The sequence below is a fragment of the Phycisphaerales bacterium genome, assembly GCA_020852515.1.
Taxonomy (GTDB): domain Bacteria; phylum Planctomycetota; class Phycisphaerae; order Phycisphaerales; family UBA5793; genus UBA5793.
The window spans coordinates 158,645-185,494 of the sequence record JADZAS010000016.1 but is presented as its reverse complement, the minus strand read 5'-3'; the positions used below and the strand labels follow the sequence as shown (position 1 = coordinate 185,494).

At 65.7% G+C, this 26,850-nt stretch carries 20 protein-coding genes; 2 read left to right on the top strand and 18 right to left on the bottom strand.

The window, feature by feature from the left end:
• Positions 1–9: 9 nt before the first annotated feature.
• From IT430_12560 to IT430_12510, 11 genes are all read right to left on the bottom strand, one after another.
• Positions 10–1,491 carry a hypothetical protein gene (locus IT430_12560; GenBank protein ID MCC6908768.1) on the bottom strand — a complete coding sequence of 494 codons (1,482 nt, stop codon included), beginning with the start codon at positions 1,489–1,491 and terminating at the stop codon, positions 10–12.
• Positions 1,492–1,727: 236 nt separating this feature from the next.
• Complete coding sequence (locus IT430_12555; GenBank protein MCC6908767.1) at positions 1,728–2,048, bottom strand: hypothetical protein; 321 nt, start codon at positions 2,046–2,048, stop codon at positions 1,728–1,730.
• 66 nt (positions 2,049–2,114) lie between these two features.
• Entirely contained in the window at positions 2,115–2,408 is a 294-nt protein-coding gene (locus tag IT430_12550; protein MCC6908766.1) for a hypothetical protein, read from the bottom strand.
• 66 nt (positions 2,409–2,474) lie between these two features.
• The gene (locus IT430_12545; protein MCC6908765.1) at positions 2,475–3,059 is read right to left on the bottom strand and encodes an HYExAFE family protein; all 585 of its coding nucleotides are present in this window, start codon (positions 3,057–3,059) and stop codon (positions 2,475–2,477) included.
• A gap of 28 nt (positions 3,060–3,087) precedes the next feature.
• A complete protein-coding gene (gene wcaF, locus IT430_12540) occupies positions 3,088–3,669 on the bottom strand; it encodes a colanic acid biosynthesis acetyltransferase WcaF (GenBank protein MCC6908764.1) in 582 nt (193 codons plus the stop codon).
• Positions 3,666–4,694, bottom strand: a complete 1,029-nt coding sequence (locus tag IT430_12535; GenBank protein MCC6908763.1) for a glycosyltransferase family 2 protein — start codon at positions 4,692–4,694, stop codon at positions 3,666–3,668. The genes wcaF and IT430_12535 overlap by 4 nt, the downstream gene beginning before the upstream one ends.
• Positions 4,691–6,028 (bottom strand): glycosyltransferase family 4 protein, encoded by a 1,338-nt coding sequence (locus IT430_12530; protein ID MCC6908762.1) that lies wholly within the window; start codon positions 6,026–6,028, stop codon positions 4,691–4,693. Before IT430_12530 ends, IT430_12535 begins: the two co-directional genes overlap by 4 nt.
• Before the next feature lie 32 nt (positions 6,029–6,060).
• Entirely contained in the window at positions 6,061–7,113 is a 1,053-nt protein-coding gene (locus IT430_12525) for an NAD-dependent epimerase/dehydratase family protein (GenBank protein ID MCC6908761.1), read from the bottom strand.
• Positions 7,114–7,227: 114 nt separating this feature from the next.
• Positions 7,228–8,604, bottom strand: a complete 1,377-nt coding sequence (locus IT430_12520; protein MCC6908760.1) for an alpha/beta fold hydrolase — start codon at positions 8,602–8,604, stop codon at positions 7,228–7,230.
• Positions 8,605–8,629: 25 nt separating this feature from the next.
• Positions 8,630–9,949, bottom strand: a complete 1,320-nt coding sequence (locus IT430_12515) for a hypothetical protein (protein ID MCC6908759.1) — start codon at positions 9,947–9,949, stop codon at positions 8,630–8,632.
• Between the two features lie 39 nt (positions 9,950–9,988).
• A complete protein-coding gene (locus tag IT430_12510) occupies positions 9,989–10,885 on the bottom strand; it encodes an ABC transporter ATP-binding protein (protein ID MCC6908758.1) in 897 nt (298 codons plus the stop codon).
• Between the two features lie 144 nt (positions 10,886–11,029).
• Here IT430_12510 and IT430_12505 point away from each other — a divergent pair, with 144 nt between their 5' ends.
• Entirely contained in the window at positions 11,030–12,079 is a 1,050-nt protein-coding gene (locus tag IT430_12505) for a redoxin domain-containing protein (protein ID MCC6908757.1), read from the top strand.
• Between the two features lie 84 nt (positions 12,080–12,163).
• Here IT430_12505 and IT430_12500 read toward each other — a convergent pair whose 3' ends face one another.
• From IT430_12500 to IT430_12485, 4 genes are all read right to left on the bottom strand, one after another.
• On the bottom strand, positions 12,164–13,945 hold the full coding sequence (locus IT430_12500) for an endonuclease/exonuclease/phosphatase family protein (GenBank protein MCC6908756.1): 1,782 nt from the start codon (positions 13,943–13,945) through the stop codon (positions 12,164–12,166).
• 79 nt (positions 13,946–14,024) lie between these two features.
• Positions 14,025–14,753, bottom strand: coding sequence for a hypothetical protein (locus IT430_12495; protein MCC6908755.1), 729 nt, complete (start codon positions 14,751–14,753; stop codon positions 14,025–14,027).
• Between the two features lie 459 nt (positions 14,754–15,212).
• The gene (locus IT430_12490) at positions 15,213–16,532 is read right to left on the bottom strand and encodes a glycosyltransferase family 4 protein (GenBank protein MCC6908754.1); all 1,320 of its coding nucleotides are present in this window, start codon (positions 16,530–16,532) and stop codon (positions 15,213–15,215) included.
• 110 nt (positions 16,533–16,642) lie between these two features.
• Positions 16,643–17,305 carry a nitroreductase family protein gene (locus tag IT430_12485; protein MCC6908753.1) on the bottom strand — a complete coding sequence of 221 codons (663 nt, stop codon included), beginning with the start codon at positions 17,303–17,305 and terminating at the stop codon, positions 16,643–16,645.
• Between the two features lie 236 nt (positions 17,306–17,541).
• Between IT430_12485 and IT430_12480 the strand changes: the two genes are divergently transcribed.
• A complete protein-coding gene (locus IT430_12480; GenBank protein ID MCC6908752.1) occupies positions 17,542–23,472 on the top strand; it encodes a c-type cytochrome in 5,931 nt (1,976 codons plus the stop codon).
• Between the two features lie 106 nt (positions 23,473–23,578).
• Here IT430_12480 and IT430_12475 read toward each other — a convergent pair whose 3' ends face one another.
• From IT430_12475 to IT430_12465, 3 genes are all read right to left on the bottom strand, one after another.
• Entirely contained in the window at positions 23,579–24,700 is a 1,122-nt protein-coding gene (locus IT430_12475) for a PilT/PilU family type 4a pilus ATPase (GenBank protein ID MCC6908751.1), read from the bottom strand.
• A 115-nt stretch (positions 24,701–24,815) separates the two neighbouring features.
• Positions 24,816–26,021 carry a phosphoglycerate kinase gene (locus IT430_12470; protein MCC6908750.1) on the bottom strand — a complete coding sequence of 402 codons (1,206 nt, stop codon included), beginning with the start codon at positions 26,019–26,021 and terminating at the stop codon, positions 24,816–24,818.
• A 51-nt stretch (positions 26,022–26,072) separates the two neighbouring features.
• On the bottom strand, positions 26,073–26,831 hold the full coding sequence (locus IT430_12465; GenBank protein MCC6908749.1) for a hypothetical protein: 759 nt from the start codon (positions 26,829–26,831) through the stop codon (positions 26,073–26,075).
• Between the last annotated feature and the right edge of the window lie 19 nt (positions 26,832–26,850).

Here is a 26,850-nt window from a genome sequence, read left to right as displayed (position 1 = left end):
TGCGCTGTTTCAGCCGGGATCGGCAGGCGGAGGCGCATCGCCCTCGCTGCCGCGGCGCTTGCGCTTGCGGCCGCCGCGCCGCCGCCGCTTTCTCTTTTGACCGCCGGCGTCGCCCGCATCGTTGCCGGCGGAGCCTTCAGGGCGTTGTGCGCCTTCGGGCGCCGCACCCTGGGGCGCGGCGGGCTCGCCCTGACTGGAGCGCCGTCTCCCGCGTCTGCGGCGGCGGCCGGGCGTCTCGCCGAAGACCTCGCCCGGCGGCGGGGTTTGGCCCGGCTGAGCCGGCGCATCGGCGGCGCTGGCCGGCGGCCGCTCCGCGCCTCGCCCACGCTGGTCGCGGGCCCGGTGCTTGCGCTGGCGCGGCAGGGGCTGGTCGCCGCCGGACTCGTCGGACCCGGCCGAGAGCCGCCGGGCCACCTCGTCGGCGCCCAGGCCGCGCAACGCCTCGTCGGCCGAGTCGGTGCGCTCGCGCGGCCCGCGCGGGCGGCGCTGCACCTCGGCCTCGCGCGGCTCGGGGGGGCGAACGGGGATGGCATCTGGATCGCAGAGTTGTTCGACCGGCACCGCGACGCGGCTGCCATCGGACTCGAGTTGCACGAGTACGAGTTGCGTGAGGATCTGCGAATCCATCACGATGCCCGGGCCGTCGGGCGTGCCCACGCGCGTCTTGCGGTGGGGGAGGTTCTTCTTCAGCTCAGCATAGGTCTGGTCTTCGTAGCGCAGGCAGCACATGAGCCGGCCGCATCGCCCGGAGATCTTGAGCGGATCGAGCGTGCCCTTCTGCACCTTGGCCGACTTCATCGACACCGGCTTGAGCACCTTAAGGAACTGCTGGCAGCAGCAGTGCTGGCCGCAGCGCTCGTAGTCGGCCGTGAGGCGGGCCTCCTCGCGCGCGCCGACCTGGCGCATTTCGACCCGCGAGTGAAACTCTTCGGAGAGCCGGTGCACGAGGTCGCGAAAGTCGATGCGGTTCTCCGACATGAAGTACACGGTGAGCACTTCCTCGCCGAGGATCGGTTCGATATCGACGATCTTCATCGGCAGCGAAAACTCGGCGACAATCTCGCGGACCCGCTTGAGCATCGGCCGCTTGAGGTCGCGCAACTGCTCCATGTGCTGGAGATCTTCGACGGCGGCGATGCGCAGCACGCGACCGCTGGTCGTGAAGGGATACTGCCGACCGCCGGAGTTTTCGATGTACTCGAGCATCTCCCGGCGGGTCAGACTCTTGCCGCACCCGCCGTTGGAGCAGGTGGTGGTGAGCATCTCGCCGATCTCGGTGCCGCGCGGCGTCTTGAGGACGAACTTCGTGCCGCAGCCGGGCACGCGATCGAGCCGCGCGGGAAACTCCCCAATGAAGCCCATCTGGCCGTACTTGACGACGACGGTGTCGGGAGGCGCGAGGCGCTGGTAGGCGCTGATTTCTTCATCGCTCAGGCCGCGCGCCTTGGGGTCGGCTTCGGCCTCGAAGCGGGGGAGGGGAACGATGGGCATGAACACGATTCCTTCCGCGCGTCTCGGAAGTGATCACGATCGCAGCGGCGCGCCGGCAGGCGCGCACCGTCTCTTGCGTCGAAAATCATCGAAATGACGTCAGGGAAGGGTATCAGACGCGGCGCCCTCCCTGACGGGGGCGCCGGTTTTAGACGCGGGCATTGTCGGGCTGAGCCGACAAGTACGGACTATAGCGCGCTGGCGGGATCCGCGCGTCAGGTGGAGGTCGTCGCGGCTCAGTTGTCGTCCTGTTTGGTCATGCGGCTGACCCACTCGCCGACGTCCTGGAAGTCGAGCAGGTCCATTCCGCCGCCGGACCGGGCCTCGTAGACGAAAATGCGCCCGGTGCGCTTCTCGAGGACGTAGAGCATTTCCTGGTTGCCGCCCTTGGTGGTGACGAGGGCGTACTCGCCGCCATCGATGGCCATCTCCGCCCGGGCTGTATTGCCTGCAAGCCGGCCCGCGCTGGTGAGAATGAGGGCTCCGACGATAAACGCCGCGGCCCAGAGCGAGGCAACCGCGGTCCGCGTTTCATTCTTGTTCAACTGGTCTGACATGGCGTGTTCTGTCCGATCGGGTGTTCTTCAGGTGTTCGGGAATGCGACTGGACGGTGGGGCGGCGCTCAGCGCGAGGGCGCGGCCCGCTTGCCGTCGTTGACGACGCTGCGCACGGCAATGCCGTTGAGCCTCTTGGACGAGCGGTCGTAGAGGAAACTCAGCAGCGCACCGCTGCGCTGGTCGAGCACGTAGACGGCGTTGCTCGTCGCGCCGTTCAGGCTGCCGCCGACGATCACGTAGTCGCCCGCGACGCTCGAGCCTTCCGCTCTGACCGCTGGCGCGAACTGAATGAGCGCCAGCACGGCCAGCAGGACGATGTTGAGCGCGATCAGGCCGCTGATCGGATTCCGCTTCTTCATGTGGAGCCTCCTTGGTTTTCCGGATGCCGCAAACGGCCCTTCCGGTCAGGTTTCTGTCATCGAATTCTAGATCGAACCTGCCGCGGCCAGAGCGCGGTCATTGATGAGCCGGTGCACCTCGAAGGGCCTGCTGATTCGCCGGAACGCCTCCGTCGGCACCGCCCACGTTCGCCAGCGCTCGCTTCGACGCACCATGTGCTCCCTGAAATCGGCGAGATCGACGCAGCGGAGCACGTACCAGCGGTCGTGGAAGGTGAAGACCTCCTGAAAAAGTGAATCGGGCGGCTGGGCCTCGCACCAGTAGAGAAAAACGAACACGGCCCGAAAAGCATCGCCGAAAAGATGCTGCCAGGCCGCGAGCGACTCGACGTCATCGTCGGTCACCCAAGACTCGAGCCGGCCGACCGTGCGCCCGGACGCGGGCGAGCCGCGCAGGGCGCATTTGCGGCCCTTGACGTCGAGCAGCAGGTTGCCAGACGGGCTGTACACCACGAAGTCGAACGACTTGAGCGCGTCGCCGCTCACGGCAGACGGATGCATGTGGGGTTGCGTAAGGGCCTTGCGCGCTTCGTCCACGGCGACGTAGGGCACGCGATTGGCGCGGAGGTAGTGCTCGAAGGCCTGCTCGTAGTGGAATCGCCGCTGAGCCATGCCACTCAAGCATAGCCGCGGGGGCGGGTCAGTCGCCCGCGAAGCGCGGCCGCTCTCTGACGCGCCGCGCCGGGTTGCCCACGCAGATGCTCCACGCCGGCAGGTCCGCAAACACGCTTGAGCGAGCGCCCACCACGCACCCGGCGCCGATGGTCACTTCCGGCCCGACGAAGACATCGGCGGCGATCCACGCCTCGTCTTCGATGGCGATCGGCGGCCGCAGCAGCGGCATGTCGCGCCGTGTGAAATCGTGCGTTCCCGCGCACAGATGCGCATACTGGCTGACGGTCACGTTGCGCCCGATGCGGATGGTCCCGAGGCAGTACAGGATCGCAAAGTCGCCGACAGATGAACTTGCGCCGATGCTCAGATGCCACGGTACTTCGATGCGCACCGTCGGACGGATGCGCGCCGTGGAGTGGATGTCCGCGCCGAACAGGCGCAGCAGCCAGCCCCGCCAGCGGTACATCGGCCGGGGACTCAGGCGAAACAGCGTCGCCTGCACCCAGTACCACAGCGTGCGGCCGATCTTCTCGCGCGTCGTCCACGTGCTCACGTGACGGTGCTCGGCGGGAGGTGATGCGGAAGTTTCATTGGTCGCCGTGGTCATCGCCGCGTCGGGTCCTCGCGCCGGTGCACCTGCATCTCCCGGTACTTGGCGACCGAGAGAAACTCGTAAAACGCCAGCAGGCGGCAGAAGACGAACCCCGCATAGCCGTCGAGAATGCCGCCCTTGAGAATGTACGAGTAGAGAAACCGCAGCGCCGGTCGCAAGGGCAGATGGCGCGAGCGCGACTTGATCCACCGCCGCCGCGCGATCGGCCCGCCCAGCAGCGACGGCTCCACTTCGCCTGCGTCGCCGGCGTCCATCGCATGCGCTTCCCACGTCGAGTAGCGGTTATGCTTTTCGACCCAGGTGGCGATGTCGGGATAGGCGTAGTGCAGGAAGTCGTTCTTGAGATAGCCGGCCTGGCCGGTGGAGAGAACGATGTGCTCGTGCACCTCGTTGTCGCCCGAGCCGGTGTCGCCAAGAGCGCCGATGCGCTCGTAGCGGCCCCGCGCGTGCTTGAAGAGCCGGATGTTCCACGACGGGTAGTAGCCGCAGTGCCTGATCCAGCGGTTCATGAAGATGAACCGGCGGTTGAGCCAGTAGCCGTCGCCGCAGCCGTTGCCCTGCGGATACTGCCCCGTCACCACCTGGCGCACTTCTTCGGTGAGTTCGGGCGTCATGTGCTCGTCGGCGTCCATGATAAGCACCCACGGCGTCGGCCAGGGCACGTGCTCGAGCGCCCAGTTCTTCTTCTTCGGCCAGCCGGCCTTGGAATAGTGAAACTGGTACACCTCCGCGCCCATCGCCTGCGCCAGCGCGATGGTGTCGTCGCTGGACTGCGAGTCGATCACGGCGATGTGCTGCGCCCAGCGGACGTGCCGGATGCACTCGACGATGTTGCGCTGCTCGTTGCGCACGGGAATGAGCACGCTTACTGGAACGCTGCCCACCGCCGGCCAGCGGCCGGGCGGATAACGATCGGGGTGGAGTTGGACCGCCAGTTCATCGGCGCGCGGGTCGCGCGGCATGGGGCGCGGCGGGGCCGCCTCGGAAGCCGGCGCAACGGTGGGGGAGACGGCGCTCACGCGACGTCACTCGCTGCGCGGCCGGAAGGGGCGGTCGCATCCGGCGTCACGCGCATCGGGCCGACCTCTCCCCTCTGCGATGGCTCATGCCTCGCGGTCGGCGGCTCGCTGCGGCGGCGCAGGACCTCGTCGATCACGCGGTCGAACGCCGGAAGCGTGTGCGTGTCGCAGTAGGCCGCATCAAACGCCGCCCGCGCCGCCTGCCGCAGCGCCAGGTGCCGGGCCCGATCGGCCTTGAGTTCGCGCACGAACTTCACGACGCCATCCACGTCGCCATGGCGGAAACCAGCCCCGCAGTTGAATTGCGCAATCGCGTCGTCCACGTTGCTGCCGCGCGGGCCGACGTAGAGAATCGGCAGGCCGGCCGCGAGATTGGCGTGCAGTTTGCTCGGGCTCATGACGCCCAGAACGATATCGCGCAGGGTGATCAGAGCGCAGTCTGCGCCCGCCATCACGGTCGGCGTCTCTTCCTTGGGCACGTAGTCGTGCATGAGGACGTTGCTCAGGCCGCGCTTCTCGGCGTCGCGCCTGATGTCATCCCACCGCGAGCCGCCGCCGACGAAGAAGAATGTCACCTTCTCATCGCGCAACTGCTCGGCGGCGTCGAGCACGGTCTCGAACTGGTGGCCGTAGCCGGTGTTGCCCAGGTAGAGCACGACGAACTGGTCGCTCAGCCCGAGCCCCTCCGCCTGGGCCCACTTGCGCTTTTCGCGCACGAGCGGAAACATGGCCGCCGGCTCCCAGTTCGGAATGATGGTGCAAGGCACGGGCCGTCGGGGCGGCGCGTACTGCGTGAGCAGCAGGTCGCGCATCGCCGAGTCGAGCACGATGAGATGATCGATCTTGCCAAAGAGTTTGCGGTTCATCCCGCGCATGATGCGGCTGGCCCGGCTGCCTTCGCGGAGGACGCCCGTGCGCTCGGCCGCCTCGGGGTAGCAGTCCATGTTCCAGAGGATGACGCGAGTCCAGGGGTGCAGGAACTTGTGCAGCAAGGCAGCCCAGACGATGAAGGGCGGAGTCGTCAGCGCGATGATGATGTCCTGCCGCGGCAGGATGGCTGTGTTCCATGCCGCCAGAAGGTAGAACACGCCGTAGTCGATGCAGCGGCGGATCTTGCTCGACTTGCCCAGGTTCGGCGACCAGATGCGATGGATGCGAGGATTGTCGAACATCGTCGGCTCGGGGGCGCCTTCCTGCGGCACGTACCCGCCGGCGCTGGCGATGATGCGCACTTCGTCCTTGAGTTTCACCCGGTGTTCGGCCAGCGAAGCGGCGAGCTGAGCCGTCGGGCTGATGTCGGGCTTGTAGAACTGATTGATGATCGTCAGACGCATCGACCGTCGCTCCAAAGCAGCCATGCCCGAGGTTACGCGCGGCGCTGATCCGAGATGACCTGGATCATCTCATCCACGATCCGGTCGAGGCTGTACGTGAGGCGCCAGGTCGGATAGTGGGACTGCAGTTTGCGCAGATCGCTGTAATAGCAGATGTGATCGCCGATGCGGTTGGTGGCGCTGTAGGTCAGTTCGGGCTTTTTGCCGGTGCGCTGGCGAATCATCTCCACGCACTCGAGCAGGCTCGCCGCGTTGCCCTTGCCGCCGCCGAGGTTGTAGACCTCGCCCGGCCGCGGATGCTGCGCGAAGTGCCAGAAGGCGTTGATGACGTCGTGGCAATGGATCTGGTCGCGCACCTGCTTTCCCTTGTAGCCGAAAATCGTGTACGGCCCCTGGCGCAGGGCGACGAGCACGAGATAGTTGAGAAAGCCGTGCAGTTCCACGCCGCTGTGCTGCGGCCCCGTCAGGCAGCCGCCGCGGAAGATGCCGGTCTTGAGCCCGAAGTACCGCCCGTACTCCTGCGCCAGCACGTCGCCGGCCACTTTGGAAGCACCAAAGAGCGAGTGCAGCGTTTGGTCGATCGAGAAGTCCTCGGCGATGCCGTGCTCGTACGCCGGGTCGGCGTAGTCCCAGCGCGTGTCGAGTTCCTTGAGCGGCACATGGTTCGGCCCGTCGCCGTACACCTTGTTCGTGCTCATGTGAATGAACACCGCCTCCGGGCGATGCCGCCGGCACGCCTCGAGCAGGTTCAACGTTCCCACCGCGTTTACGTCGAAGTCGTCAAACGGGCGCGAGGCGGCGAGATCGTGACTCGGCTGGGCTGCGGCGTGAATCACCAGATCAAACGCGTTCTCCTTGAAGAGCCCCTCGACGCCGGCGCGGTCGCGGATGTCCAGTTCGCGGTGCCGGAAGCGCCGACAGGTTGATTCGAGCCGCTGGCGGTTCCAGGTCGTATCGCCTTTGGGCCCGAAGAAGTCGGCGCGCATGTTGTTGTCAACGCCGGTGATGTCAAAGCCCATCCGGTCGAAGAACGTCACCGCCTCCGATCCGATCAGGCCGCTGCTGCCGGTAACCAGAACTCGCATGTGGACGCGTACTCCATCGGCGCTGCCGGGCGCCGCTCAGTCTTCATCGGCAATGAACTCAGTCCGAAACACTCGCTTCCCCCACGCGGCCCCCACCGGGGCCGGCGCTCCACGCTAGCCGCCTTCTTCGGCCTCCGCGCTGCGGTCTTGCCTGAGGCGGTCGAGAATGATGGGCACGGCGGGTGGCACGCGCTGGCTGTGCGAGGTGACGTTGCGGATCATGGAGAGGTGATTCGCCGGGAGGATGATGTGATCCGTCACCCCGTCCAGCCGAGTCGATTCGAGCGATACGCAGCCGTCGCCGAGACCGTCGATGAGATCGTCGGCGGCGTCATGGAGGTTGCTGCCGTCAAAGAGTTTGCCGTACTTGGAAGTGCCCAGCGTGTCGAGGCGCTCGGCCATGGCCTGCAGTTCTTCGGCGCTGATCGGGCTCGCTGAGCCGGCGATGATCGTGACGGCCAGCCCGGCCGGCAGGGGCCGGGCGTTGAGGCTGGCCAGAAAAGTGCTGCCCGGCACGAGGTCGTCCTGGGCTTCGCCGGCGCCGTCGAAGAACCCGCCCACGAGCAGGCCGTCGCCGCTGAGGGCCCGCACCACCTGGTCGCGCGCCTCCGAGCCGATGCGTAGCAGCGCCATGCGCGAGCCGTGGTTCGGCGGGCCGAGCATGATCAGCCGCTGCACCCGCGGGAAGCGCTCGCCCCCGTCGCTCGTACCGGCATAGAACTCCGGCCCGGTGAGCAGGTCGCGACTGATGAGTGAGCCCATCGAGTGGGCGACGATGGAGATGCGCTCCACCCCGCTGGCGCGCATCTGTTCGAGCACCGACGCGACGAATGCGGACGATTCGGAAATCGCTTGATCGTTTGGGTAGGTGACTTCGCACACGCCGTAGCCGGCTGCGAGCAGCTCAGGAATCAGCGCCGTCCAAAGCCGGCCCGGATCGTCCAGGCCGTGGATGAGCACCACGGCATCGCTGGGTGCGTTCTCAGCCGAAAGCGGCTGAGTCGATCCGCCGGCGAGGTGAACCGAAACGCCGAACTTCGCCTTCGCAGCCGCAGCCGCCTCGGGAAAGAACGTCTCAACCAGTTCGCGCAGGTAGCCATTGAACTGCGTCTGTTCGCGGCGCAGGCGCACGCGATCGATCGTCAGCGCCACTTCATCTCCGCTGACGTTAAATTTGACGATGCCGTCGGTGATCGAACTGATCAGCCGCATCGTGCTCGATCCCACGGGCGTGCGCACGGGGACGGAGTAGTCGCACATGCGGCGGAGGGCCTGGCCATCCATGCCGACCTCATCTGCAAGTTTGCCGACGACCTCCCCGAGTTGGAGTTCGCCGTCGCGAAGTGGAATGGAAACGCGCCACTCGGTCTCGGGCGGCTGCGGGCCCTCGACGGCCTGCCGGGCGTGGGCCGCGGTGAAGCCGAGGGCCGATGCGAGCGCCCACAGCAGCGCGAGCCAAGAGTACTTCGGGCCGCCCCGCCGTCGGTGCACCCGTGACCGCGACGCCGACCGTCGATCAGGGCTTGAGTCCGGCGCCAAAGAGAATTTCTCCCCAGCGTTTGTCTTCCTGTTTGTATTTTTCATACCGCGTCTCGAACTCGCTTAGTGCCTGCTGGACGATCTCGCTCTCCGGATCGAGGTTTTCGCCGTAGCGCTCGTGCAGCGATCGCAGACTCGCCACGGCCGCCTCCAGGTCGCTCACCGCCGATGCGTAGGTCCGCACGGCGTCATGCAGCAGCGACTGTTTCGCCTCCTCCTTTGAGGGAGTGTAGAGGAGTCGCCACGGCTCCGACCGGACTTCGATCGTCGCCAGTTTCAGGTTGTCCGAACTCAGCCGCAGGTTCGCCAGAATGCGCGAGATCTGCGGCATCTCCGTCGTCAGGCTTTCGTTGAGGATCGTGAACGTCTCGGTCGCCGCGGCCAGGCCCTTGTCGGCCCGGTCGAACATCTGCTCGATGCGGGCGATGCCTTCCTCGCGCGTCCAGCGCGTCACTTCCTTCACGTTCTCGGCCGTTTCCCGGACGTTGGGCGACACGTCGTTCACCAGCGTGCGCACGTCGCTCACACCTTCATCCACGTTGGCGAAGATGGCGTCGGCCTTTTCGGCCAGGCCCGGGCCGCGCTCGGTCGTGGCGCGGATGTCCTCGATAATCTGCGCGATGCGCTCGCTCCACTGCGGCCACTTCTCCTGGATCGACGCGATGAGCGCCCGGACGTCCTGCGTCGAAGAGCGGATGTTGCCCACGATTTCAGGCCCCTCTTCCTTGACGGTCCTGCTCGCGAAACTCGACACCTCCTGCACGTCGGCGGTGATGCCATCCACCCGCTGAATGATCTGCTTGACGCGCGCCAGGTCTTCCGGGCCGATGCCGGCGGTCTTGAGCAGCACCGACGGCGCGTAGCCGCCCCGGATGGTCCCGCCCTGTTCGAAGAAAACCTCGGTGAGCGGCGGGCCGTGCTCTCCCAGCGGGGCGATGTCGATGGCCGTGGCGCCGCCGATGAGCGGGACGACCATCCCTGCGAATGCATCCTCGCGGATCTCGAATTCCTCGGGGATCGACACGGTCACGATGAAGCGCGGATTCTCGGTCTGGTTGAGTTCCGCGGCCATGTCCGTCACCTTGCCGACGCTCATGCCGCCGACCATGACGTCCGAGCCGACCTTGACGCCCGGCACGCCGACGTCGAGCGGAAAGGCGATGCGGATCTGCTGCGTGCTGGCGAAGTTGTCCAGATCGGAAAGGGTCACGATCGTCGCGACGAATCCGACGATCGCGGCGATGACGAAGAACCCGGCGATCGTGTTGTTACGCTGGCGCGTGTGGCTGCTGCTCATGTTCGACTTGCCCATCCATCCGGTCGTGTTTGATCCATGTCACTTCACGATGCGAGTCGATTCGATGCTGGGGCCGGGCGCCATGCGAGGCACATCCGGCGCGCCCAGGAGGTCCTCTTCGTAATTCGTGGCGGTGCGGCGCTGGGTGATCGGCCCTTCCGCATCTCCGCGGATGAACTGCCGCACCAGCGCCTGCTCGGGCGTGAGATCGCCCACGTCGTGCCCGCGCAACTCCTCGAACCACGCGCGGTCGGCCACGACCATCATCTTGCCCTTGTCGAGCATCGCCATGCGATCTGCAATCGCGAACGCCGAGTCCATTTCATGGGTGACGACCACGCTTGTCACGCCCAGTTTTTTCGTCAGGTCGATGATGAGCCGGTCAATGCCCGCCGACGTTACCGGGTCGAGTCCGGCCGACGGCTCGTCGTAGAAGAGGATCTTCGGATCCAGCGCCAGGGCGCGGGCCAGCCCGGCCCGCTTCTTCATGCCGCCCGAGATCTGAGCCGGGTACTTCTCCGCGTGCTCGCGCAGCCCGACGAGTTCGAGCTTGATCTTCACCTGGATATTGATGATGTTCTGGTCGAGGGTGGTGTGCTCCTGCAGGGGCAGGGCCACGTTTTCGGCCACCGTCATCGACTGGAAGAGGGCGCCGGACTGGAAAAGAATTCCAAACTTTTTCCGAACTTTATTGAGCCCCTCGTCGTCGAGCGAGGCGAGATCCTGCCCGAAAAGCGCTACCGAGCCTTCGTCGGGTCGGAGCGAGCCGATCATGTGGCGCAGCAGAGTGGACTTGCCGCTGCCTGAACCGCCCATAATGACCACGATTTCGCCGGGCAGGACATCGAGGTTGATGCCCGCGAGCACGGTTCGGCCCTCGAACCGCTTGACGAGATTCTGGACCCGGATGATGGGTTCTGCGCCGCTTGGAGTCATGCTACCTACACAAATCGGCCAAAGACTTTCGGGATTCAACCCAATCCGGTGCGCCGCTCATCAGTATACTCCGGTATGATATGGGCGTTGGCGGCCCGCTTGTCCGAATCGAACCAGAGCCCCCCCCGAAGCAAGGAGATCAACATGAAGCGACTGATGTCAGGTGTTGCGGCCTTGGCCATGATGGCCGCGATCGCCCCCGCAACTCAGGCCGACGTCAACGTCGGCGACAAGATGCCGGAGATGAAAGTCGGCCAGCTCTACAACAACGAGCACAACATCGATGTGAGCGACTTGAAGGGCCACATCGTAGTCGTCGAGTTCTGGGCCACCTGGTGCGGACCCTGCCGCGCCCAGATTCCGCATCTCAACGAGCTGAACAAGAAGTTCAAGGAAAAGGGCGTGCTCATCCTGAGCATCAGCGATGAATCCGAGTCGCTGGTGGCGCCGTTCGTCAAGCAGCAGAACATGCAGTATCTCGTCGCTTCTGATTCGAAGATGGACGAGGTGTTCGGCGTTCGCGCGATCCCGCACGCCGTGCTGTTCAACCCTGAGGGCATCGCCGAATGGAAGGGCCATCCCGCGGAACTGGATGCGCAGCTCGAGAAGGCGGTGGGCAAATATCCCAACGCGCGCCCGCTGGGCAGCGGCCCGGACTACAACGAAAAACTCTTTGCCTCCATCGAAGCCTCGCTGCTCAAGGGCGACAACCCCGGCGCCATCTCGCTGCTCCGCCGTGTCGATCGCAAGTCGCTCGACGCCCGCGAAGGCCATCGCGCCCGCTACGACGGCATCGTCAATCGGATCACTCCGATGGCCGAGGCAGACTTCAACCGCGCCATGAGCAACGTGAAGAACAAGCAGTACGCCGACGCACTGGCGACGCTCAGCCGGGTCGCCAGCGAGTACCGTGGCCTGCCCATCGCCGACAAGGCCGCTGCCGAACTCAAGCGGCTCGACGGCGATCCCGAAGTGCTCAAGGCCAAGCGCAGTGACGCGATTGAGCGTCAGGCGGACAACATGCTCCGTCGCGCCAAGTCCCAGGCCGAGGACGGCGACAAGGTCATGGCCTACCTCCGTCTCAAGAACATCGTCGAGAAATACCCCGGCACCGCGGCGGCGACCGAGGCTCAGACGATCCTCACCGCCTACGAGGCCGACGCGGAGCTCATGAAGAAGGTCAACGACCGCTGATCTTCGACGCAGGTCGATAGAAGGAGAGACCGCCGGCCGTGAATGGCCGGCGGTCTTTTCATTCGTCGCGGCATTGCCTGCCGTTCAGCGGAAATCAACAACGAGCGGCAGGTGGTCCGAAGCGCGCGAGTCGTCCGCGTGCAGGCCGAGGCGTTGCAGTTCGACTTCGCTGAGCCGCTCGGTATCGAGTAGAAAAGACTGGGTGACGCGAAGGACCGAATCGGAGATGACCGCGTAATCGAGACGCGCAGGCAGGAACGGCTGCTGCGGATCGCGCCACGTCGTGTTCGTCGCGTCGCCGCGCACGTACGGTTCGGCAATCAACAGATCAGTCGCGTCCAGATCGTTCTGGAACGTCACGATCTGCATCGGCTCGTAGGAGCCGACCAGGTTGAGATCGCCCATGATCAGAAGCCCCGACGGCTGCAGATCGTACTGCGCCGAGCGCAGCAGCCGACGGATCGCGTCCGCTTCCCTGATGCGCTTCTGGTCGCTCGAATCGCCCGCGCGGCCGCAGCACTTCAGGTGTACGCTCGTGACGAGCACCCGCCGATCCGCAGCGGCGACGAGCAGCGACGCGGCTCGAACGTGCGGGGCCTCAGGCCCGGCCATGCCCGAGAGCGAGTCAACCGGCACGGCGCTGAGCCGACTGGCGACTCCGACGCCCTGCTCGGGCGTAACGCGCACCTCCCAGCCAAAGTTCGTCGGCAGGTGCTGATTCAGCCATGATTCGAGTTGCCCGCCGTCGGCGTTCTCGCCGAGTTCCTGAAAGCAGATGATGTCCGCATCGATGGCCCGCGCCACGCGAACGAAGGGTTCGGGGTTGCGGAACATGGCGCCGTTGAGCACGTTCCAGGTCAGGGCCCGCACATCCGTTGGGGCGCTCCGGGCGATGCGCCCTGGCGGCGGCTCAACATGCTGGCCGACTGCAGCCGGAGCAAGCGCCTCGCCCGATTCCGGCTCGGCTGCGGCGGCGCTGGCCTCCGCTTCGGGTGCAGCCAACTGCTCGGCCGGCGCTGCGGGTTCGCTCGTCTCACCCGCCGGCGGGTTTGCCTCGGGTTGATCGGGCGAGGCGTCCGGGATCACGTACTCCTCCCGTGGAAGCGGCGGCAGCGCAATCGAGAACGGCTGCGTGCGATCGACGATTGACCCGACTTCGTCGGTAAACGTCAGCCTGGCGGCGAAACTCGATCCGCTCAGCGGCGTAATTGTGGCTCCGGGCACCAGATCGCCGCGCGCCAATCGCAATTCGATTTCGTCACTGGCGTAAGTGGGCGCGAATGAAGCGCCGAGCCAGTAGGGATTGACCGGCGCCGTGGGCAGACCGGCTTCGATCACTTCCGCTCCCACGCCGCCGAAGTCTCCGTTGACGCCGCGCGGCGAGAAGTTCAGTTCAAAGTCGATGCCCGCGATGCCCGTTTCGCCGCTCCCTCCGGTCCGGATGTCGCCGGTCAGCTGGTTGCCGTCTGCATCAAGTTGCAGCGAGAGCGTTCCGGTGAGTCCCTGCACGTTGACGACGCGTCCCAGTTCAATCCGGAAATAGACCCAGTGGCGATCGAAGGTGGTCCAGATCCGCCCGAGCCGAACGTACCGGCTTCCTTCGTAGGTCGAGTTGCCCACCGCCACTGCGCTGAGATTCTCCCAGTCGTCGAACTTGCCGTCGATCGCGATCGTGCGGCTCGGCACGCGCTGTGGGGAGAGTTCGGCGATCGTCAGCGGCTCGCCCTGCTGCGGCGTCGATTCCGCAACCTCGGCGTCGTCGGCGAGCGGCGGCAGCGAAGATTGCCGGCACGAAGCCATCATCGCCACAGCCGAGAGAAGCGCCAGGCGCAGGCCGGGCCACGTGGAGCGGTGATCCCTGTTCATGGGCAAAGTGTCGGCCATCCGCGCGCGATTGGCAAGTGCGGGCCCGCCGATTCGTCGCCGGACCGCGCGGCGAGTGCGGCTACTTCTCGTACTTCGAAAAGATCTGCTGGCGCCACTGCTGGCCCCGTCGGATGCGGTTGGTCACGTTGCGCGGCACCGGCAGGTGAATCGTGACCGGATGCAGTAACTCGATCTCGCCCGAGAGTTCGTGCATACCGGTTCGGAAATTCTCACCCCAGTCCACGTGGAACGTGCCGCAGGGCAGTCCCTTCTGCGAGCGCAGCCGGTCGCCCTGGCTGTGCGGGTAGTTCACGGCCGCGGCGAGTTGCACGTCGACGACCGAGCCCTGCAGCCGCGGGTGAACCGCCACGGGCTGCTGAATCACGCCCACCCCGCCGCCCGGGCAGGAGAACGAGAAGTGGATGTCGGAGGCGTCGGGCCGGTGCTGCATCGAATCGGGAGGCGGGCGCAGGTGCACGATGGCGTTGCAGTTGTTCTCATAGCGGTTGGCAAAGTAGATGTGGATATACGCCTGCTCGCCGTCCTTACGCATGACGGGTATGAAGCACAGGCCACCCTGTTCGTAAAACAGTCCGCCGGCGTATTTGCCCAGCGCATCAGGGAGTTTGTCTTCACAGCACAGAGCCCAGAAGAGGGCCATTCCAGTTGCGATGAACAGCACGAGCGAGGCGACCCGCTGGTAGAAGAGCTGCGGCGTCTCTGGCGCGGCCATGAACCAGGCCCAGAAGCCCCACCCGAAGAACGCAAAAATGAGAATGACGAGCAGGGCATTGCGTTTCTCTCGCATGGAGTGAAGCCTCCTGAGAAGTGCGAGGTGCGCTGCGCGGTCGCTAAATGCGACCGAGACCGGGGGCGGCCAGCCGTCAAGCCCGTTGAATTGTCACCCCCGACGCGGCTGGCCCGGCCAACCGTCCTCGCCAGTTTACCACGGAATCGGCCCGCCGAGGGCGTCCAAAGCAGAATCCGCGCCAGATAGGAAGCGAAATCAAAAGAAAATGTCAGCCGTGGGGAACCAGCGGGGGGGAGACCGCGAATGTGTCTTCGGCAGTCCGGCACTGTAATCCCCCTTCACCTGAGGGCAGCCACACGCAGTGCCGATGCCGAAAATCCGTTCCCGCCGCACGGGACACTGTCTGGGGGTGTCACCCACGAGCATCGCCAAACAGGGCGGTGGGGATAAAGACGGTACGGAACGAGGGCCCGATTTGCCACGGATCGGGTTCCTTCCGTTTTTGGGTCATTACTTTTAGAATCGCGCCAGTTCAGGCTTCCGAGGCTCCACCAGGACCGGTGCGATCCTGCGCTCCCGGGGGCCGGTCACCCGGCCCGCCGCCGCGTGAGCCAGCATCGGCGCCATCTCAGCGGCCCAGGCGCTCCAGTTAAGCCGTGTGCGGGCCCGTGACATTGCGGCCGCCGACATCGCGCGGTAGCGCTGCGGATCGTCCGCGAGGGCTTCGATGGCATCGGCGTATTCCTCCGCCGCCGCGCTCAGCGGAAGCACCAGCCCCGTCTCACCGTCCACAACCACCTCGCGCAGGCCGCCTGCCGCGCTGACGACGCTTGGCCGACCAAACTGCGAGGCTTCGCACGGCGCGATTCCAAACGCCTCGCCGACCGAGGGCAGAATCATGAGGTGACTCCGCGCCATCGTCTCGGCGATGCGCGCCCGGTCCTGCGGCGAGGACAGCCTCCGGGGCCCGCTGGAGCGGACCAGCGGGGAGCGCCGCAGCGACGCGTTGATCTGTCCGATGTGATTGAGCCTCGCGTTCCAGCCGCGACGCGCCAGGCGTTCCACAACCGCCACCGCAAGGTCGGCCCGCTTGCGCGCCGGATCGGAGGCGACGAGGCACAGTTGCAGATCGCCGCGGACCGGCGGCTGGGCGTCATTTTGGCGCCACGCAGGCAACTGTGCAGCCGTGATGCTGGCGCCCATCGGAACCACGCGCGACCGGCGGTGGTCGAGGCCGTAGTCGCGAATGGCAGACTGTCTCGCGAGTTCCGTGGCGAAGCCGGCCAGATGAACGCGCTGCATCGTGGCGTGTTCGTAGGCATCGCAGACTCGCTTGTAGCCCGCGCCGCGCCGGATGTATGCGGGATAGGTCTCGTTGATGATTCGAGCCGTGGCGTCGCTGAAGTACACGATCGGCACATCCGTCTCGAGCCCGAAGAGCATGCTGCTGATGCAGCAGCCGAAGATCACGTCGGGCTCGACGGCCCGGATGCGCTCGCAGAGCAGCGCGGCGCGATGCGCTGCGGCGTGCAGTCGCTCCCGTTCGCGGCGGCGTGATTGGAGCCGCTCCATAGCACCGTCGATGCGGCCGCGCGCGGTGCGCCACGCCAGCCGCAACGCCCACGGCGCGCGCTGCCCCAGCGGCGCGGGCACCATGCGGGCTCTCGATCGCGCTGGCGGCGCGCTGCAGCACACGACCTCCAGGCCGCGGCATTCGAGCGCCCGGCGCATCTGAAACGGCATCCCCGAAAGGGCATCCGGATCGAATGGATCGACCGGTGAGACGAAACCGACGCGCAGCCGGGGCTCGCTCAGCCGCAGGTTCTGATCTGCCACTCTCGCCCCCTTCGCCGCCGTTGCCCGGGCGCGCCATGTGAGTCGACCGGCCGGCCGCGCTGCAGAGCATCATACCGGCTGGGACTACGGCGCGATACGCGTCCGGCGGACTACTGAACCCGGTCCACCGCCATGATGGCTGACAACGGCTTGCGCTGAATATCGGGGACAGTGCAGTCTTCCGCAGCGTATCCGAGCGGGATGAGCAGGAATGGTCGCTCATGCGCCGGCCGGCCGAGGATGCGGCTGAGAAACTTCATCGGACTGGGCGTGTGCGTGAGCGTGGAAAGCCCGGCCAGGTGTGCGGCTGTGAGCAGCATGCCCACCGCGATGCCGATGGACTCATCGACGTAGTACACCTGCCCGCCCTCATCGGTGTGCATCAGTTTGAAGACAGCGATGAGCCAAGGGGCCGTCTCGAGGAACTCCTTGTGTTCATCCGTACCCAGCGCGTGCAGGTCCTCCAGCCAGCGGCGGCTGGCCCGGTGCTGGTAGAACTCGCGCTCCTCAGCCTCGGCGGCGACGCGGATCTCCCGTTTGAGCGAAGCCTCCTGCACCGCGACGAAGCGCCAGGGCTGCTTGTTGGCGCCGCTGGGAGCCGTTCCCGCCGCGGCGATGAGGGTCTCGACGAGTTCCCGCGGCACCGGTCGATCACTGAAAGTGCGGACGGAGCGCCGCCGGCTCATCGTGTCCAGAAACGCGCGAGCGGCGGCGAGCGGCTCGCCGGGCGGCTCGTAGGGGCGGTAGAGGATCATCGGGGGTGTCTGGATCATGAGGCCTCGCTGGGGTGGGGAAGGGTCCGGATGCGGCCGGAATCGACGCGCCGCGTATTCGTACTTTTTTTCACGATTTCACGGGTCGCTTCTTTGGAGCGATTCCAGCCACTCAATATACTTGCCGCCGGGCTTCCGGTCCGCGCAGGCAGGGCTCGCTCCAAAAACAGGGTGGGATTCCCTCAGCGCGGCTTACGGGTTGATGAGTTGAAGCGAAGCGCCAGAGGAGCCGCCTCGTGCCTGTGACCACCAAGACGTTCCGCGACCAGAACAAACTCCACGTCATCTTTGCCGTCTCGTCGCTGCTGCTGGCGATCTGCTTCATCGCGGCGGTGCTTCAGGACTGGGCCAACGAGTACCGCGCCCCGCAGGTCGAAGTGGTCCGCTGGGACACCGAGATGACGCGGTGGACCAAGTCCGTGGCGGACCTGCGCGTGCAGATGGCCAACGTGGATGCCCTCGAATCGCAACTCAGCGCCGCAAAGAGCGCACTCGAGGCCGACCCGGAGTACCAGCGCATCGGTCAGGAGATCGACCGCATCCAGTACGACCGCGACAAGCGCATCAAGCAGCTGCAGCTGTTCACCGACGGCAACATCGCGCCGCAGCAGCAACTCGTGGAGCGCCTCAAGACGCTGGTGCAGGTGAACCACGGAACGCCTGAACACGCCGCACAGCTCGAGCGCGAGCGCGAGAAGCTCGAGGCGCTGCTGGCCGAGAAGCGCAGCGGTGAAAATGAGGTGCAGGCCGCAACTGCTCAGATCGAGGATCTGAAGGCCCGGCGCCGCGAGATGGAAACCGAGATCACTTCGCTTCAACTCGAGATCAAGAACCGCCGAGCGGATCTCGAGAAGGCCACTGACCATCTCGAAGAACTTGAACCCGGACTCGCCGGAGCACTCGGCGGCTGGCTGCGCGACAAACCGATTCTGGACGCGTTCAACCCGTCGATCAAGATCAGACAGCAGAAGGTCGAGAACGTCCTCACCGACGTCAATCTCGCGCAGGTGCCAACGCTCGATCGCTGCATGTCCTGCCATGTGACCATTGACAATCCGCTGTACGCTGAGGACGCCGTCCTGCGCTTCCTCGAGTTCCAGGCGCTTGGCGAGGAGTTCCCCGGCGGCAAGGAAAGCCGCACGCTCGATCTGGTCCGGTACGACCTCGAGCCCGCCGCGGTGCTGGGCTTCTGGGAGCAGGCCGTGGCGAATCTGCCGTCGCAGAGCGGCGAGCCGCAGGAGCGCCTCGCCGCGGCGCAGGAAGCGCTCGTCGCCGTCTTTGCCGGGCTCTACGACGCGGCTGAGCCGCAGGGTCCGATCCGCACGGGCTGGACGCCGCCCTCGGGCCAGACCGGCGTCACCAGCATGGCCGATGTGCGCGCGATTCGCAAGGTGCTGCTTGCGGCGTGGCCGGCTGACTGGCAGACGTGGTACGCGCCGCTCATCGAGTATCGCCTGGCGCTGGGTGACATCGTCAACCAGACGCTGTCCAAGCCGGATCGCCGCGCTTTCCTCGACGAATACCGCCACGCGCTCGTGGACCAGTACAACGAGGGCGCCGCGTCCCGCGGGCGCCACCGCCTGAGCGCCAGCCGGCTCATCCTCGCCCACCCGCGCCTGGATCTCTTTGCCGATCCGGATTCGAAGCATCCGATCGCCACAATGGGCTGCACGAGTTGCCACGAGGGCTCGGGTGAAGAAACGCAGTTCGTGCACACCGCCCACACTCCTGAAGATCGCTGGGTCGATGCGCGCACCGGTATGCTCGTGGCCGATTTCCTCGTGCGCGAAGAGGGCACCGACAGCGAGATCATGAAACTCATCCGCGAGTCATCTGCGGCGAGCCGCTCGGTGCAGGCGGCGCCGGCCGACGACCAGCCGCAGGTCGTGCTCGCCGGCTTCAGCCCCGAGGGCGAGCAGGGCGCGGCTCCTGAGCACGGGTCAACCGAACACGGTTCCGACGCGGCCGGCGATGCCCACGCCGAGATGTTCCACGACGATCACTGGTACGCTGACAACGAGAAGTACGACGATGCGTTCGGCTTCCCGAGCGAAGCGCATGACGTGACATCTGCCGCGTATCTCAACCCGCGCACGGGTGAACTGTCGCGGGCCGTCAAGCAGCAGCGCCTCTGGGAAGATCGCTATGGCTGGGAGCCGGTTGCGTTTCACTACTGGGAACGGCCGATGCACGCGCTGCGCTACATCGAGTCGTCGTGCAATCGCTGCCACGCGCAGGAGATGGAGATTGCCGACACCGCGCCAGTGCTGGCAAGCGGCCGCCTGCTGTTCTCGGAAATGGGTTGCGTCAATTGCCACGCCGTCGATTCACTGGGCAGCCCGTTGCCGAACCAGCCGGGCATGCCCGACGTGCGCCAGGTGGGCCCGAGTCTGGTGCACGTGAAGGACAAACTGAGCGAAGACATGATCGCGTCGTGGACGTGGGCGCCCAAGGCGTTTCGCCCCAACACGCGCATGCCGCACTTCTTCATGACGGAGAACAATTCGTCGCCGCTGGATATCCGCCGCACGCGCGCCGAAGTAGCGGCGATGGCGAAGTACCTCGTCGTCGCCCCTCCTGACCCAGGCAAGTCGGCCTATCAGCCAGAAGCCCTCCCGCCGGCCGACGCCGAGGGCATCAACATCGCCGGCGACGTCGAAGCCGGCCGTACGCTGTTCAAGGAAGTCGGCTGCCTTGCGTGCCACAGCAACGTGAATGAGACTGGTCTCGAATGGGTCGCCATCGACCTGCAGGAGCGGTTTGGACTTGATCGCGACGACGCCCTCCAGCGCATCGCTGAAGATTCGCAGGCGAACGAGGGCCACAGCGGAGTCGAGACCTCCGAAGACAACGTCGGCTTCTTCGCGCTCGATGGCTCGGGCAATCCGACGCCGCGCATCAAGCCCGAACAGTACACCCGGCTGCACTGGTACCTCATGCACTACCAGCCGGATCGCTATTCGAACTTTGCTCCGGAACTCTCGGGAGTGGCGACCAAACTGCTCCACGACCGCACGCCCGACGAGGCGCGAGCCTGGCTCTACGACTGGGTCCGCAACCCGTCGCACTACTCCGACTACACGCGCATGCCCAGTCTGCGCCTGACCGAACAGGAAGCGATCGACCTCGCGGCGTATCTGCTCTCGCAAAAGCACCCGACCTATGAGCCCCAGCACTTTGACGTCGATGAGACGATGGTCGACGCGCTGCTGGTCAATCTGCAGAAGAACGCGATTTCCGAAGGCGCCGCGCGCGAAAAAGTCGCCGCGATGAGCCTCGAAGAAAAGCAGTTCGACCTGGGCAACCGCATGATCCAGCACTACGGCTGCTTCGGCTGCCACCAGATTCCCGGCTTCGACTCGTCGCTGGCCGTGTCGGCGAACCTCTCCGCTTACGGGCGCAAGGACCCGCACAAACTCGACTTCGGCTACTTCGAGCATATCTTCGACCACCAGCGGCCCTCCACCGTGGACGTCTGGTTCGTGGAGCGCGAAGGGCTGACCGAGGACGCCGTCAAGGTTCACGGCGATCCGGACGACCCGCTGCTCAGCGAGCGAGTGCTGGAGTGGGAGCACGTCGAAAACGATCGCCGCGGCTACCTCTACGCCAAACTGCACAACAGCCGCATCTTCGATCGCGACAAGCTCACCATCGAAGGCGAGATGACCGAGTCCGGCGAGATCGTCTATACGAGCAGGAACGATCGCTCGCTGCGGCTGATCGAAGTCGATGGCCGGTACCTCGAAGTCGAGACGCGCGAGGATTCCGGCCTGAGCGCCGACGAGGTTGAGATCCGCTCCGTGGGCGAACCCTACCTCAAGTTGCGCATGCCGCGATTCTTCCTGCGCGATTCGGACATCACGGCACTGGTAACCTACGTCACCAGCCTCAAGACGCCGCTGGTGCGCGGCAACCTGCAGAAGACCACCGACGACATGGGCATGATGCGCGCCAAGGGGCGGCTCATGGCCGAATCGCTCAACTGCGTCGGCTGCCACGACGTGCACAACAACGTGCCCAACATCCGGCAGTATTACGAGGTCCGTCGCAGAGATGGCAGCATCGATTTCCAGCAAACCCAGGAAAACCTGCCCAACGCGCCGCCGCGGATCGTCGGCAACGGCGCCAAGGCCCAGCACGACTGGTTCTACTCCTTCCTCAACAACGTGGAAATGCTGCGGCCCTGGCTGAAGATCCGCATGCCCAGCTTCGATCTCCAGCCGCAGGAAACGCAGTGGCTCGTCGAGTACTTCGCGGGGCAGACGACGATGGATGCGCGGATGATCGCCAGCCATCTCAAACCGGTCGACGCGGCGCTTTTCGACGAGTTCGAGAAGCAGTACAACGCGGCCTTCGAGGCAGCGCGGCAGGCCGGCAACAACGGCGCCAAGGCGGGTGAGATCGCCAAGGACGCGGCGTCCAAGGCCGTCGGGCGCATGCTCATGCCCGAGCAGTTCGACAAAACGCGCGAGCAGTTGATCCAGACCGCACGCGAATTCGGGCTCTATTCCGAAAGCGCCTATCCCACTCGCCATGATCCGGCCGACGAGTTCGCCGCCAAAGCCGGTCGCATCTGGTACGACCTGCGTTTCCTGCGCGACACATACAACGGCGTGGACTATCCGTTCCAGGCCCCGCCTGTGGATGACATGGCGCCCGAAGAGTTTGCACTGGGCGAAGGCATCGTGACCGACCTGGGCTGCTTCGCCTGCCATCGGCTTGGCGACTGGACGAAACTCGAGAAGATCTTCGACCTCCAGCAGGCTGAGATGATGGGCGACTTCGGCGGCGCCGATGAAGCGGACCCATATGCCGAGGAAGATCCATATGGCGGCGCGGAAGAAGATCCGTACGGCGGGGCCGAGGAGCAGGACCCATACGGCGGCGAAGAGGATGCCTACGGAGGCGACGAGCAGGACCCGTACGGCTCGAGCGAAGCGCCCGTTGAGAAAAAACCGACCATCTACGACCAGATCAGCGCACCGAACCTTGGCATCTCCTATGAGCGGCTGCAGGAAGACTACATCAAGCAGTGGCTGCGCAAGCCACAGGCGATCATGCCCGGCACGAAGATGCCCAGCCTCTTCGGCGCTGATGGGCGCACCAGCGCGTTTGCGGGCTATCCAGACACCGGACCGATGAGCCGCGAGCGAATGGAACTGCTCTATGGCGCTACGGCTGAAGAGCAGATCGACCTGATCACGAAGTGGATCATGGTCGCCGGCAGCCGGCACTACACAGTGGGGGAGAGCGCGCTGAGCGGCGATTCAACCGCCGCGCCGGCCGTGGATCTTGATGAAGTGCTCCGGCAGCGGCGCGAGGCCGCCGTAGCCGCCGGCGAAGCCGAGCCGGCCGCGGCGGGTAACGGCGAAGTTGCGGCGCCCGGCGAAGGGGGCGAGGTCGGCGCGCCTGAGGAACCCAAAGCCGAGCCTGAGCCGAAGAAGATCGAGACCAAACGTCTCACTCCCGAGGAGCAGACGGCGGACCGCGAAGCGGCGGTGACCGAGGTGCTCTCGAGCCCCGACGCAGCGACGGGCGCCGTGGCCGGCATCGCGCTCGTTGAGGGTCCACTGCCGCGCCCCAGTCGCATCAACGTCAACGCGGACGCCTTCTGTGCGCAGGCCAACCGCGGCACTCCGGTGTACAAGGAAGACATCGTCCGCAACGGCAACGGCTCGCTGCGCGACGTCGTCGTGTTCATCCGCAACGCGCCCGCGGGCGCGGGTAATCCGCTCGACGGCGACAAGGAGATCGACCAGATCGGCTGCGTCTACACGCCTCATGTGGTCACCGTGACGACGGGCAAGACGCTGAGCATGAAGAACACGGACAACACGGCTCACAATCTCAAGTTCACGAGCCAGAACAACGGCCAGTTCAATGAGGGCCAGCCGGTTGCCGGGATGGTCAAGGACGTGGAGTTCGCCAATCCGGAGATGCAGATGCACCTGGGCTGCAGTGTTCATGCCTGGATGCAGGCGTACATCTATGCCTTTAGCCACCCGTACCACGCCACGACGGGCGAGCGCGGCACGTTCAAGATCGCCGGTCTCCCGCCGGGCCAGTACGAACTGGTTTTCCATCATCCGGAACTCGGCGAGCAGGTGCAGAACATCACGATCGAAGCGGGGCAGGCCGCCCGCGCCGACGCGACCTTCAAGCGCTGACGCCCGCGAACGAGTCGACGTTCAAACAAAGCGAGGGCGCATCACCAGGAACAACAGTTCCCGGTCGTGCGCCCTCGCTGCTGTAACGTTGATCGGGCTTCTATCGCTATCCGCGAATGCGGTTAACCAGCGTCTGGGTTTTGACTTCGACGCCCTTGAGCGAACTCTCGAGCGCGTTGCGGTTCGGTGCATACTCCATGGCGACGCTCTTGCGGACCCACTCTTTCTCGACAAGTTCGGTGAGCGAGTAGGTAAAACTGCGCATGCCATCTTCGGTGTTCTGCGCGATGATGGCCGGCAGGTCTTCTTCTTCGCCCTCGCGGATCTTCTCCTTGACGATCGACGACGTGAGCAGCACTTCAGTCGCGGGCACGGAGGAGGTCTCAAAGCCCTCCATCGCCGGCAGCAGGCGCTGGGCGCAGATCGCTTTGAGTGTGTTCGCCAGCGCGCTGCGGATGAAGCCGTGCTCCGCCTGCGGGAAGAACTCGAGGACGCGGCTCATCGACTGCATCGTATCGGCGGTGTGCATGGAGCCGAACACGAGGTGCCCGGTCTCGGCCGCCTGGATCGCCGCCAGCACCGTGTCATGGTCGCGCATCTCGCCGATGAACACGACATCCGGATCCTGGCGCACGAGGTAGCGCAGCGCGCTCTTGTAATCGGGCACGTCGATGCCCAATTCGCGCTGCGAGATGATCGAGAGTTTCGGCTTGAACTGGTACTCGACCGGGTCTTCGATCGTGATGATGTGCTCGGCGCGGATGTGGTTGATGTGCTCGATCATCGCCGCCAGCGTGCTCGATTTGCCGCTGCCTGTCACGCCGACGACGAGGATCAGGCCCTCGTTGGTCTCGGTGATGAGGCGCTCGTAGACCTGGGGGAGATGCAGCGACTTGTACGTCGGGATCTCTCCCTTGACGCGGCGGATGGCTGCGCTCGCGTGTCCGCCCGCGCGAAACATGTTCACGCGAAACCGGTCCCCGATCTCGTTGAACGTCGCGAAGTCGAGATCGCCCGACTGCTCGTAGCGCGGCCGCAGCCGCTCGGGCACGATCGGGTCGAGCAGGTGGTCAGCCTCCTCGGCAGACAAGGGCGGGCAGTCGATGGTGCGCAGCAGCCCGCCGACGCGATAGGTGGGCGGCAAGCCGACCTTCACGTGCAGGTCCGACGCATCATGTTGCTTCATGCCCAAGAGCAGACGCTGGATCGACAGTGGACCGGTGAACATGTCACCTCCCTGCGCGAACGCGCTTCGCGTGGCTGGAGCATCATACAGCGCGCGGGCCGGCAGACCACCTCCGCGAGGGCGGGCGGATCAATTGAGGGTGGTTTCCGCGGTTCGCTCAGGCGTCGTCTAAGGCGTCCAGGCCGGGCATGTCACGCCCCTCCAGCAGCCGCAGACTCGCACCGCCGCCCGTGGAGACGTGTGAAAACTCGTCGTCCATGCCCAGGGCCTCGACGGCCGCGGCCGAATCCCCGCCGCCGATCACGGTCGTGGCGCCTTTGCTCGTCGCCGCCGCCATCGCGTCGGCGATCGCCTTGGTTCCGACGCTGAACGGGCCGACCTCGAACACGCCCATCGGGCCGTTCCAGATGATCGTCCGGGCCTTGCTGATTCGCTCGGCGTAGCGATGCTGCGTCTGCGGACCGATGTCCAGCCCGATCCACCCGTCTTCGATGTGATCCTCGAAGACCTGAATCGGCGTCCCGTCCGAGATCTCCTTACCGCAGACGTGATCATTGGGGAAGAAAAGATCCGCCTTCTTCTCCGCCGCCAGTTCGATGATCTCTTTCGCGTCGTCGAGGCGGTCGTGTTCGACGCGGCTCTTTCCCATGCGCCGGCCGAGCACTTCGAGGAACGTGTAGGCCATCGCGCCGCCGACGAGCACATCGTCGACGACGTCGAGCAGCCGCCGGATGGCGCCGAGTTTATCGCTCACCTTGGCTCCGCCCAGCACGGCGACGAACGGGCGCTGCGGGTTGTCGAGAATGTCTCCAAGGTACTTGACCTCGGCCAGCAGCAGCAGCCCGGCGGCGCGCCTGGCGCCCCCCATGGCGCGCGGCACGGCCACGATGGAGGCGTGCGCCCGGTGAGCCGTGCCGAATGCGTCGTTGCAGTACACCTGCCCGTACTTGGCCAGTTCGGCTGCAAACGCCGCGTCATTCTCCGTCTCGCCGGCGTGAAACCGCAGGTTCTCAAGCAGCAGCACCTGCCCCTCGCCCAGCGACTCTACTGCCGCCGCCGCCGCTGCATCGACGCAATCCTGGCTGGGGAAGCCGACCGGCTGGCCGAGCATGCGGCTGAGCGCTTCCGCCGCGGGCTCGAGCGAGTACTTCGCCTCGAATCCATTTTCGGCGGGCCGGCCGAGGTGCGACATGAGCACGACTTTGCCGCGCCGCGTGATGATCGACTGAATGGTGGGAAGGGCAGCGCGGATGCGGCGATCGTCGGTGATGCGGCCGCTGTCATCCAGCGGGACGTTGAAATCAACGCGGGTCAGCACGCGGCGGCCGGCAACATCGACGTCTTCGATGCTCAACTTGCTCATGGCGGAAGAAGGCTCCGTCAGCGGGTCAGAATCGTGTGAATGGGGCGGAAATCAGAAGGGCAGATGATAGCCGGACGAAGAGCCGGCCGTGCCGTCGCGCAGGCCCACCGGCGGATCGAGCAGTTCCTTCATGATGAATGCCTGGCGGAGCGACTTGGCGTCGAGCACCAGCGGCGCCGGCCCTATGCCACGTTGCGCCGGCGCCCGGCGAGCTATCGATTCCGCGGCCCGCGGAGGCGCCAGGGACGCCACGATCTGCTCGACGACCGGCGCGGCCTGCTGCTGGCGGGCGGAACGGGAGGAGCGCTGACTCGCCTGCCGCCGCCTCTCAAGTTCCACCGCCGCCTGCTGGCGGCGCGAAGTCGCCTGCTGCGGCGCCTGACGGCTGCGCGACTGGCTCTGCGAGGCTCGCGCACGATCGGCTTCAACCTGCCGGCGGCGAAGTTCCTCCATCGCCACGCGCCGTCGTCGAGCAAGCTCATCCTCCGCCGAACGCACCGACTCCGCAGGCTGGTTGGTGCGGCGCATCGCCGCCTCGCGGGCTTTCCACATCTCGATCTGCGCCTGGCGCTGGGCGGCGAGTTGATCCTGACGGCTGGCGGCCGACGGACCGGCCGTGCTCTCTGCGCCGCTGACCATCACCGGCTGGCCCGGCGCCGAATGCGACTGGCCGGCCGACTCGCGGAGGCGCTTCGCATCCGCTTCGCGCTTCTTCTCCGCGAGGACTTTGAGCCCTTGCGCGACGGCAGGAATGAGCACCGCGAGGACGTAGATCAGCGTGGCAAGATTGTTCTGCAGCCAGTTAGGCATGGATCATCCTGAAGGTCTG